Source organism: Cupriavidus sp. OTU4054 (assembly GCF_038440175.1).
GTDB classification, from domain to species: Bacteria; Pseudomonadota; Gammaproteobacteria; order Burkholderiales; family Burkholderiaceae; genus Cupriavidus; species Cupriavidus pauculus_D.
In genome coordinates this window covers 47,253-59,045 of record NZ_JASATF010000037.1, presented here as the reverse complement: position 1 = coordinate 59,045, position 11,793 = coordinate 47,253, and the positions used below count along the sequence as shown (strand labels likewise).

Genomic DNA, 11,793 nt, shown 5'->3' with positions numbered 1-11,793 from the left:
CGCCCGGGCCCCTCGCCCGGCGGGGGGGGCGGGGGGGGGGGGCCCCCCCCCCGTCCCCCCGTATCGACGATACCGCTCCGCTGCAGCCATGCCTCGAACTCCGGCGCCGGGCGCAGGCCCATCACCTCGCGCAGATAGAGCGCATCGTGGAATGCCGTGCTCTGGTAGTTCAGCATGATGTCGTCGGCGCCCGGCACGCCCATGATGAAATTGATACCCGCCACGCCGAACAGCGTCAGCAGATTGTCCATGTCGTCCTGATCGGCTTCGGCGTGATTCGTGTAGCAGACGTCGCAGCCCATCGGCACGCCGATGAGCTTGCCGCAGAAATGGTCCTCGAGCCCGGCGCGGACGATCTGCTTGCCATCGTAGAGATATTCGGGACCGATAAAACCCACGACCGTATTGACGAGCAGCGGCGAGAACGCGCGCGCCACGCCATGCGCGCGGGCCTCCATGGTCTGCTGATCGACGCCATGATGCGCGTTGGCCGACAGCGCGCTGCCCTGCCCCGTTTCGAAATACATCACGTTATCGCCCACGGTGCCACGTTCGAGCGAGAGCGCGGCCGCGCGCGCCTCGGCCAGCAACGCGAGGTCGATACCGAACGCGGCGTTGGCCTGCTCGCTGCCCGCGACCGACTGAAACACCAGATCGACGGGCGCCCCGGCCTCGATCGCGCGCAGCGTGTTGGTAACGTGCGTCAGCACGCACGACTGCGTGGGCACGTCATGGCGTACCCGCACCTCGTCGATCAGCCGCAGCAGCGCGACGATGGCGCCCAGGTTGTCGCTTGCCGGATTCACGCCGATGGTCGCGTCACCGCAGCCATAGAGCAGCCCATCGATGATCGAGGCGGCAATACCGCGCGGATCGTCGGTCGGATGATTGGGTTGCAGGCGTATGGACAACCGCCCCGGCAGGCCGATCGTATTGCGGAAGCGCGTCACCACGCGGCATTTGCGCGCGACGGCGATCAGGTCCTGATTGCGCATGAGCTTGCTGACCGCCGCGGCCATCTCCGGCGTGATGCCGGGCGCGACGCGCGCCAGCACGGCCTCGTCGGTCTCGTGCAACAGCAGCCAGTTACGGAAATCGCCGACCGTAAGACTGGCAATCTCGGCGAACGCCGCGGCGTCGTGGCCATCGACGATCAGCCGCGTGACTTCGTCCCGTTCGTAGGGAATCAATGCCTCGGAAAGAAAACGCGCGAGCGGAACCTCGGCCAGCGCCATGCGCGCGGCCATGCGTTCTTCCTCGCTGCCGGCCGCCACGCCCGCGAGCGCGTCGCCGGAGCGGGCGGGACTGGCCTTTGCCAGCAGCGTGCGAAGATCCGCGAAGTTATGCCGCCGCGCGCCGACCGTATGCGTGAATGCCATGAACGCGATCTCCTTGAAGGGCCGCCTGCCGATCAATCCTCACTATAGGCGACGATGATGGCAACTTGACGCAAGTTTCGCGCCCGGGCGTGGGCCGCTTGCCAACCCACCGCATGTTGCAGACAATCGTGCGCCAGAGACACCTTCACCCCCCACACACTCCATGCACGCGCCGGAACCTGACCACCTGCCATCCTCCCCGCAGCCGGGCACGCCCCGCTGGTTCAATGTCACGGCGGTGTCGTTCGTGCTGACCGCGGCGGCGTTGTTGCTCGTCATGCAGGCAAACCTCGTGGCGGCGCTGTTGTCCGGACTGCTGCTCTATTCGCTCGTCGATGTGCTGGCGCCACGCCTCGTGCGCGTGCATTCGCGCCACGACGCGCTGGCGGTGGCCATCCTCTCCGTCACGACACTGCTGGTGCTGACGGTGGGCATCTGGGCGCTGGTGCGATTCGTCAGCGGCGATGGCAATACGCTCGAACGGCTGCTCGATCATGTGGCCGACATCATCGACCGGTCACGCAACCAGATGCCGGGCTGGCTCAGCGATTCGCTGCCCAACGGCGTGGAGGAGCTGGCCACGGCACTGATCGCCGCGCTGCGTACCCATGCGCAGATGGCGCAGAAGCTCGGCACGGAGATCGTCCGCGCGCTGCTGCATATCCTGCTCGGCTTCGTCATCGGCGCGATGGTGGCACTGTATCGCGCGACGTCCCGGCCCAATCGCCGCCCGCTCGCGGCGGCGCTCGTCACGCGCGCGCGCACGCTGCAGACCGCGTTCGCCCAGTTCATCTTCGCGCAGATCCAGATCTCGTCGATCAACACGATGCTGACCGCCGTCTACCTGCTGGTGGTGCTGCCGCTGTTCGGCCAGCACCTGCCGCTGTCCAAGACACTGGTCGCGGTCACGTTCGTCGCGGGGCTGCTGCCGGTGCTCGGCAACCTGATCTCGAACACGGCGATCGTGGTCTCGTCGCTATCGGTATCGCTGCCGATCGCCGTGGTCTCGCTGCTCTATCTGGTGGTCATCCATAAGCTCGAGTACTTCCTGAACGCGCGTATCATCGGCGCGCGCATTCAGGCGGCGGCGTGGGAATTGCTGACCGTGATGCTGATCATGGAAACGCTGTACGGCATTCCGGGCGTGATCGCCGGGCCGATCTTCTATGCGTACGTGAAGCGCGAACTGGTCGCGGCCGGGATGGTGTAGGGACTCACCACAGGTATTTCACGCCGATTTGTCCCTGCAGGCTCGAATACGAATGCGAGCCGATCTGAAACCCGATATCGCCCCAGCCGTGCCATTGCCGGCTGAAACGGACCTGCGCACCGAACTTCGTCTCGAAGCGATCTTTCGGTGTACCGTCCGCCACCGTCACGCCCGCCATGACCACCGAGCCCTGATGCTGGGCGTGCCACCAGTTCAGGGTCATGTACGGCTGGGCCGTCTGCCCGCCAGCGAGATCGCCCTGTCCGAACACCGTGGCGCCCAGCCGGGCGAGCCAGCCGCCGACATCGCGCGTCTGCACGCGTGTGCCATTGGCCTCGACGATGTCGCCCTGGCTGTAGCTGCTGTAGAGCAGTTGCAGCTGAGGCTGCAGATAGACCCGGCTCCGCTGCCGCTCGCCCAGCAGGATCGTGTAGCCGCCCTCCAGCGAGCCCGTCCAGTTGTGGCTCGCGTACCGCACGGTCGGCAGCATGCTTCCGCGCGTCTCGTTGTCGTACCAGCCGTACTGCAGCCAGCTGTCGAGGTAGGGCCCGGTGCGCCTGTCGTCGTTGCGGAACCATGTCCCATAGACACCAACGCCGTACGCATCGACCGACCCGTTGGCCGTCGCCGCAAGACCCTGCACCGATGAAGAACTGGTGATCCGGCCCGCGGCGCCCATCACCCCTGCGTGGAAACGCGACGGCTGGCCGGTCCCCTGCCAGCGGATGAGATCTCCGCCAAATTGCGCAAAGCCGCCCCGTGTCGATTGATCGATCCTGCCGCCGGCGGCGGTGGCGTCCGTGGACGTGCCGGCAAGGCGGACCCAGCCGCTGGCCGCGCGCGCGCGCTCGTCCCGGCTGTCCTCGGCGAAGTTCGGTTCCCCAAGCCGGTCATGCAGCGTGTGGACGAACAGCGCGTTGGCGGCGCTCTGGTTGGCAAGGTAGGAACCGGCTTCGGGCCGGATCTGCGGCGTCGGCGCGGGCGCGGGCGTGGTGTCGATGGACGTCAGATACCAGTTGCCATTGTTGCCGGCGGGCGTGCCCTGTGTGAGCCGATACTCGTAGGGCCCGGCCACCACCCGCCCCTGCAGCGCGAACAGGCCGGCCGACGTCCCTTGCACGCGCACGACTTCGATACCGTTGACGGTCTGCGCACCGGTGCCGCCGCTGTTGTTGACTACCACGCGTGTGCTGCCCGATGTGCTGCCTTCCACCACCATCCTGTCGGTCGGCGATTGATCCCCGCCAAGCGTCGTGCTCAGCGTCAGCAGGCCGTTGTTGCCCACGTAGTCGCCCCGAACGGTCAGCGTACTGGCGGGCACGGGACTGGCCATGCGGATCTCTCCGGCATTGGTCAGCGAACCGCCGACGATGAACTGCCCGGCCGGACCATTCGCAAAGCCCGGCGCGGCGTCGGCGACGGCGAGCAGGCCCTGGTTGACGACATTGCCCATCACGCCGCCGTAGCCGCCGAGCGTGGCCGCCGCCGCCACCGTGACCGGCTGCGTGCTGGCCAGCTGTGCATTGCCGACCAGCGTGAGCGCGCCCGCGTTGACCAGCGTCGGGCCCGTGTACGTCTGCGACTGCGAAAGGATGAGGTCTCCCACGCCCTCTTTCACGAGACTGCCATTGCCGCTGACCACTCCGTCATAAGCGTAGGTATTGCCGCGATTGACGACGAGGCTCCCCTGATTCGCGATATTGCCCGTGACGCTGCCCGTTGCGCCGCCATTGCCCAGTTGCAGAACGCCCTGCTCGATCGTCGTGCCGCCGGCATAGCGGTTGTCGCCCGAGAGGATCAGCGTCGCGCCGCCCGTCTTGAGCAGGCTGCCGGCGCCCGCGATAACGCCCGAGAACTCGCTGTCCGAAGTATTGGCCGCCGACAGCACCGCCGCACCGAGGGCAACCGTTCCTGCCCCCGAGAGGTTGTTGACGCGCTGATCGAAACCGTTCAGGTCGAACGTCGCGCCGGTGGCCACCTGCATGCGCTCGCTGGCGGCAACCGCGTTGACGACCCCCGCGCGCAGTGTGCCGCCGTCGATCAGCGTCGCGCCGGTATAAGTGTTCGCCTTCGACAGCTGCAGCGTGCCTTCGCCGGCCTTGGTCAAGGTGCGGCCATCCCATGCGGTGGCGGAATCGGGAGGCCGATCGGCCAGCACCGCGTCCATGTCGAACGCGCTGCCGGCCCCGACAAGCGTGAAGGTACCGTGCGCTTGTTGCGGGGTCGTCGACGCGCCCGCGTACCAGCTCAGCGCCAGGCCGACGTCATAGTCCTGCGGCCCATAGGCACTCGTCGCTGTCAGGTAGTCCACGGAACTCGACGCACCGCCGAGGTCGATACGGGCGAACGTGCCTGTCAGGCCGCCCGACTGCGTGGTGTGGAGCACGTTGTAGCGGGTGAACGCCAGATCCGACGCGGTGGCGGTTGCCGGCGCGCTGTAGCCCGCGAGGCGATAGACAGCACCCGCGCCAAGCGCGATCGTGGCGGCGGTGATCGCCGGCTGCCCAGGGCCCGCCACATCGGCGAGCCTGCCGTCGATCGCCGCGTTGCCGCCGATGTTCAGCGTGGCGGCGGACGTCAGCGCGGTCGTGGCGCCAGATGCCGTGACATGATTGCCCGTGACGTTGAAGGCGCCGGTCTGGCCGAACCTGAGCGTACCTTCGCCGACGGTCACGTTGCCCTGGGTGCCGCCCGCCGTCAGCATTGCGACGCCGGCGCCCGTCTTGTTCAGCGTCCCGCTCCCCGCCATCGCGTTGGCCAGCGTCTCGTCGGAAGCGAATGCAAGCTGCAACGTGCCCGCATTCCCGATTGGTCCGCTTCCGAGTGCCGCGGCATGCGGGACGACGAGCGTGCCGGCCGCGATGGTGGTACCCGCGGCATAGGTATTGGCACCGCTCAGCGTGAGGGTGCCCGGTCCGCTCTTGACGAGGCCGCCCGCGCCGGCGATCGTCCCGCTGAACGTCGTATCGGAGGCCTGCGCGGCGTCGAGGGTCGCGCTGCCCAGCACGATACTTCCCGCGCCGGAGAGGTTGGCCGCGCGCTGATCGAAGCCGCCGAGGTCCAGCACCGCCCCCGACGCCACACCGACATTCGCGCTCGATGCGAATGCGTTGACCACGGAGGTCCTGAGCGTGCCGGCTTCGATGCGCGTATCGCCGGTGTACGCCTGGGTTGCGGAGAGAACCAGCGTGCCGGCGCCTGCCTTGGTCAGCGCCTTGCCATCCCACCCGCTCGCGAACGTTCCGGTCTGATCGGCGAGGGCGACATCGACGTCGAAAGTATCCGCGACGCCGGCCAGCGTGAAACGGCCATTGCCACGCGCGGCGCCCGACGTCCACGTCAGGCCGAAGCCGACGTCGTAGTCGGTGCCGCCGACCACCTTGCCGCCGATCACGAGGTAATCGAGCTGGCTGGCGCGATCGAGCGTCACGCCACTGAAATCGCCCGTGATGCCGCCCGTGGTGTGCAGGATCCTGAAGTCGGTGCTCGTGAGCGCGCTCGCCGTGTTCGGCGCACCGGCCGTAAAGCCCGTGACGTTGAGGTTCCCGTCGAGCGTCGCCGTGGTCGCGGCGATCACCGGTTGCACGCTGCCCACCGTGATGTCCAGCGTCGCCCCCGCTGCCTGCTCGAGATTGCCCGCGACCGCCAGCGACGCCTCGCCCCCCATCGCGGTCCGTGCGCCGCTTGCGGTGGTATAGCTGGCGACGCCGAATGCACCAGCCTGCGCAAGGCGGAGCGTGCCCGCCTCCGCCACCACATCGCCCTGTGTGGAACCGGCTGCCGTCAGCGTGGCCACGCCCGCGCCCGCCTTGTGCAGCGATCCGGTGCCCGACAACTCGTTGGCGAGCGTGCCGTCGGCGGCAAAGTCGAGCCGCAGGACGGCCCGATTCGCAATGCCTGCCGTGCCGGCCGCATTGCCATGCGGCAGCGTGAGGGAGCCCGACTGGATGGAGGTACCGCCGGCGTAGTTGTTGTTTCCCGACAGCGTGAGATTGCCCGTGCCCGCCTGCGTCACCGTGCCGCTGCCCGAGATCGTGGCCGCATGCGCGTAGTCATCGTCGCGCGCGAAGGCGAGCGTGCCGTTGTCGTCGATGTTGCCGGCATAGCTGCCGCCCGCGCCGATGCGCATTTCGCCCCCGGCGGCGATCGTCGTGCCGCCCGTGAAGCTGCTGGTGCCGGTCAATGTCAGCGTGCCGCCGTTGACATGCAGGCCGCCTGCCGTACCGTCGATCGCGCCACTGAAAGCACCGCCGCCGGCGATGGCAAGGGAACCCGCGCTCATATGCAGGTTGCCCGCGCCCGAAAGCGCGCCGATGGACTGCGTCCTGCCGCCGAGATCCGCGGCGGCACCGCTGGCAATGTCGAGCGAGGCCGTCTGTCCGAGCGCCGCGTCGCTGCCCAGCCGCAGTGTGCCCGTGGCCACCTGGGTCGCCCCGCTATAGTCATTGGCGGCGTTCGCGAGCGTGATGGTACCGGCGGCTTCGATGCGCAGGGCGCCGCTCCCCGTGAGCTTCGCGTGCAGTTCGTCGCCGCCGGGCGGGCTTGTGGTGTCTCCCGACAAGGTGAGCGTCTGCCCCGATTGCAGGCTGAGCTGGCTCAGCGTGAACGCGGCATACAGGCCATCGTTGGCACCGCCGGTCGTCAGCGCGTAGCGATAGGTCCCCGCGGCGACGATATTGCCGCCCTGCACGATATTCGCGGTGCTCGTCGTCAATGGCACGCCACCGGCATCCGCGAGCCCGATCGACGTGGCGGCGCCCGTTACGCTGCCGGCACGAATCAGTGGCCGGCTCACGCCTTCATCCTGCGCGAGCAGCGTGCCGGTGGTGGCGGTGGATGCGGGATCGATGCGCACCGTGCCGCCGCTCAGCGCAAGCGCGCCGGTGGACACGATGTCCGCGGCGGAAGCACCGTAGGCAAGCGTGCCGCCATTGAGCGCAAGATTGCCCACCGCCTGCACACCGGTACCGACGGTCGTGACGTTGCCCGTATCGAGCCGCAATGTCGCCGCGGCCAGCGTCGCGGCATTGGTGCCGGACAGGCCGAAAGTGCCCGTGCCCAGCGCCACCGTGCCGGCAAACGCGCTCCCCACGCTGCTGTCGAACGCGAATGCGTCGGCGGCCGCGCCAAGCGACACGTGCAGTGTGCCTGCGCCCGTCAATGCCTTGCCGAAGATGTAGCTGCCGCCGGCGGGAGTATCGATGAACAACGTGGCGCCAGCCGCGATCGAGGCCGCGCCGCCACCGAGCGTGCCCGAGCCCGTCAGGCGCAGCGTGCCGGCGTTGACGGCCGTGGCGCCCGCATAAGTATTGGCGGCCGTCAGGGAGAGCGTACCGAGGTCGGTCTTGTCGAGCCCGCCCGTGCCCTGAATCACGGCATCGATGGTCGCAGCCATGGCGGCGCCCGCCTGTGTGCCATCGCCGACCCGCACGATGGTATCGGCGGTATCGGTCGTCAGCGGCTGCCCGGCAAGCCGGTATCCATCGACCGCGAACTGCGCGCCACCGAACGAGACCGCGCCCGCGCCGTTGTCCACCGTGACCACGCCGGGCGTACCCTGGAAGATCGCGAAGCCGCCCATCTGCCACGGCGCGTTGATAACACCCGCGCTGTTGGTCCACGTATCGTTGCCCGCGCGCCATGACCCCGCTCCGCCATTGACCACGCCATTGTTGAACTGCGTCGGCGCGACGCCGTCCCAGAACGTCAGCGGACCCGCGCCAACCGCGTTCACGACATTGATCTGATTCGGGATCGAGGTCTGCAGCAGCAGATCGACGTTGGCGGTGGAACCGGCGGGAACCGTGCCGAGCGTCATGCCGTTGTTCGTGAATGCGCCGCTGTACTGCACGACGCGATAGACGCCGGGGCCGAATGTGCCTGCCGACGTGATGTTCATCTTTCCGCCGAGCGTCAGGTCTCCGGTGACGTTGAACAGTCCGGCGGTACTGGGCGCGGCGAGCGTGACGTCCATCTGCGCGTCCGCGCCGAGCAACAGCCCGCGCATCGTAAGCATCTGGCCCTGCGTGCCGAGCAGATGGCCGCCATCGGCAATGGAGACATCGCCGCCCGTCACGCCCGTGCCGCCGAGCGTGGCACCCGATGCCACGCTCACCGCGCCGGTCGCCGCGCCCTGATTGCCGTCGATGAGCAGCGTGCCCACATCGACGCGGGTCGCGCCCGTGTAACGGTTAGCGCCGGTCAGCGTCAGGACGCCGGGGCCCGTCTGCGTCAGCCCCCCCGTACCGCTGATGGCGCCGCCATGCGTGTAGGCGTTGCCACGCTGGAACGCCAGCGTGCCGTTGTTGACGATGTCGCCGGCGATGCTGCCGGTGGAACCGCCGGTGCCGAGCTGAAGCGCACCGCTATCGATGGTCGTGACGCCCGTGTGCGTGTGGTCGCCGGTCAGCACGAGCGTGCCCGCGCCGGCGTGGGTCAGCGCACCGCTGCCGGTCAGCGTGCCGGCATATGTCAGTGCGTCGCCGCGATTGAACACGACGAGGCCGTCATCGGCAATGTTGCCCGCGTAGCTGCCGGTGGTGGCACCGGCGCCAATCTGCAGCGTTGCACCGGACGCCACGGCCGTGGCGCCGGTATAGGTGTTGGCACCGCCGAGGGCGAGCGTGCCGCCGTCGATCCGCAGATTGCCTGTGCTGCCGCCAATCGCGCCGTCGAAGGCGCCACCGCCCGCGATGTCGAGCGTGCCGCCATTGACCAGCAGATTCCCGCCCCCCGTCAGCGCGCCGATGCGCTGCGCATGGCCATTGACGTCCGTGGTGGCGCCGCTTGCAATGGTCAGTGACGCGGTTTGCCCCAGCGCGGTATCGCTGCCCAGCCGCAGCGTGCCGGTGCCGACAGTGGTCGCGCCGGTATAGTCGTTCGCGCCGTTGGTCAGCGTGATGGCCGTGGTGGCATCGATCCGCAATGCACCGCTGCCCGTCATGCGCGCGCGCATCTCGTCCGCGCCGGCGGACGCGGTGGTATCGCCAGAGAGCGCGAGCGTCTGCGACGCCTGCAGATCGATCTGCGTCAGCTGATTGGTCGCATACAGGCCATCGCCGGCACCCGTCGACAACGCCGCGGTGTAGCTACCGACCGCCACCGTATTGCCGCCCTGCACGATGGCGGCCGTGCTGTTGCCGCCGAGCGGATTGCCGTTCAGATCGGCGAGCGACAGCGCGGTGACCGCGCCGCTTACGGCGGAGGCACGCACCAGCGGCGCGCTGATGCCGTCGTCCTGCGTCAGCAGCGTGCCGCCGCCAAGGGTGACCGGATCGATGCGAACCTGACCACCAGCAAGCACGAGCGGGCCTGTGGAGATCAGCCCGGTCGGCGCGTTGCCGTAGGCAAGCGTGCCGCCATTGAGGATCAGTCCGCCGATGGCCTGCGTCCCGGTGCCGACGTTCGTGGTATTGCCCGCATCGAGCTGCAGCGTGGCGCCGGTCAGGCTCGACGTGTTGGTACCGGAAAGCGCGAACGTGCCGGTGCCGAGATCGAGCGTGCCGCCGAACGCCGTGCCCGTGCCGCTGCCGAATGCGAAGGTATTGGATGCGGCCGACAACGCAGCGCGCAGCGTGCCGCCGCCAGACAGCACGTTGCCGAATGTGTAGTTGCCCGATGCCGGAGTATCGACGAACATCGTTCCGCCGATGACGATCGATACGGCACCCGGCCCGATCGTGCCGATGCCGGTAATGCGCAGTGTGCCGGCCGTGACCGACGTCGTGCCGCCGTATGTATTGACGGCTGTCAGTGTCGTGGTGCCGATACCGCCCTGCGTCAGCGTTCCGGTGCCGCTGATCGTCCCGCCATGAATCACATCGGCGCGATGGTTGAATAACAGCGCACCATTGTCCGTGATGGGGCCCGTCACGAACCCGCCCGTTCCCGTGAACCCGTCACCTAGCTGAAGCGCGCCGCCCGAAATCGTCACCGCGTTCGGGAAGGGCACCTGGCCTGTGAGGACCGTGGCACCGCCACTGTTGACGAGCGTCCGCGAACCGAACGTGGCGCCGGTGTCGAAGACAAGCGAGTTGGTGAAAGGCCCTCCCATCGTGATGCCCGCCCCCGTGCCCGTCATCGCGCCGGCGATACGTAGCGTGACCGGACCGGTGGCGGTCGCCGGATTCGTGACGCTGCCACCGAGCAGCGACGCGCCGCTGTCGAGCGTCAGCCCACCCTCGAGCAGTTGCCAGTTCTGCGTCTGATTGCTCGCGTTGCCGGTCAGCGTCCACGTACTGCCTTCGATCTTCTGCAGCGTGCCGAACGACCGGTACTGCGCGCTCGCACCCAGCTGGCCAAGCGCGAACGTGCCGCTGCCGCTCTGCCCGCCCAGCGCGAAGGTGTTGGAACCGCCCCCGCCGGTGACCCAGCCGGTAATGACCGACGTCGGCTCCAGAATCAGCGTGTCGGCCGCGCCGCCCATCTGCACCGCCGATTGCGCCGCGCCGCCACCGGTCGCCAGCGTACCGGCGTTGCGGAGCGTAGTCACGCCGCCGGAGACGACGGCCCCGAGCGATGTGCTGAGGCTTTCGATGGTGGCACCCGCCTCGTTGGTGATGGCGAGCGTGGTGATCGCCGGCTGATAGATCGACCAGTTCGATTGCGACCGGATGACGCCGCCGCTCTGGTTGACGATCGTCGTCGTGCCGGAGCCGTCGGCCCAGACCGCCGGGCCGCCGTTACCGGAGATCGTCCCGCTATTGGTCAGATCGAGGCTGGTGTTGTTGTTGGTCGAGGCAATCGTGGGCCGGTTGCCCGCCGTGTTGTTCTGCATCAGCCCCGTATTGCGAATGATGCTGAGGCCCGGCGCGCCGCTGCGCCCCACGAGGTCCGCATCCAGCGAGTTGACCATGGATCCGTTGTTGATCAGGGTCCAGGTCGAGATGCCGGCGCCCCTGACGCCCACCATCTTCTCGTAACCGCGGCCGCCCGGCGCATCGCTGCCGACGAACGACGCACCGGCATCGATCGTCAGCGTCTGGTTGTTCGCCGTGAAGTTCATCCAGCCCGAATAGGTCGCGGGACTCTGGACGAGAACCGCGCTACCCGCCGTGCCGATCGTGCAGCCGGCGGTAACGGAAGCGGCGATGGTGCCGCCGCTCGTCGAGCATTGACCGTACGCATGCATCGAGCCGATGCCCGCGAAAATCGCAGGAATGGCCTGAAGCGGGAAGTTGACCTTGCAGCGGCTCGGCATGCGGA

3 protein-coding genes are annotated in these 11,793 nt (G+C 68.2%); 1 reads left to right on the top strand and 2 read right to left on the bottom strand.

Features of this window, described 5'->3' with window-relative positions; translation table 11 throughout:
- On the bottom strand, positions 1 to 1,379 hold a 1,379-nt coding region (locus AAHB16_RS29490; RefSeq protein WP_342052644.1), incomplete at its 3' end, for an ethanolamine ammonia-lyase subunit EutB.
- 163 nt (positions 1,380 to 1,542) lie between these two features.
- Between AAHB16_RS29490 and AAHB16_RS29485 the strand changes: the two genes are divergently transcribed.
- Positions 1,543 to 2,589, top strand: a complete 1,047-nt coding sequence (locus AAHB16_RS29485; protein WP_150376044.1) for an AI-2E family transporter — start codon at positions 1,543 to 1,545, stop codon at positions 2,587 to 2,589.
- Positions 2,590 to 2,593: 4 nt separating this feature from the next.
- Here the strand turns inward: AAHB16_RS29485 and AAHB16_RS29480 are convergent, their stop codons facing one another.
- The gene (locus AAHB16_RS29480; RefSeq protein ID WP_342052643.1) at positions 2,594 to 11,788 is read right to left on the bottom strand and encodes an autotransporter outer membrane beta-barrel domain-containing protein; all 9,195 of its coding nucleotides are present in this window, start codon (positions 11,786 to 11,788) and stop codon (positions 2,594 to 2,596) included.
- Positions 11,789 to 11,793 lie beyond the last annotated feature (5 nt).

Excerpts from the sequence above, each read along its gene's own strand:
- AAHB16_RS29485 (WP_150376044.1), top strand. The coding sequence starts at position 1,543 with ATGCACGCGCCGGAACCTGACCACCTGCCATCCTCCCCGCAGCCGGGC.
- AAHB16_RS29480 (WP_342052643.1), bottom strand. The coding sequence starts at position 11,788 with ATGCCGAGCCGCTGCAAGGTCAACTTCCCGCTTCAGGCCATTCCTGCG.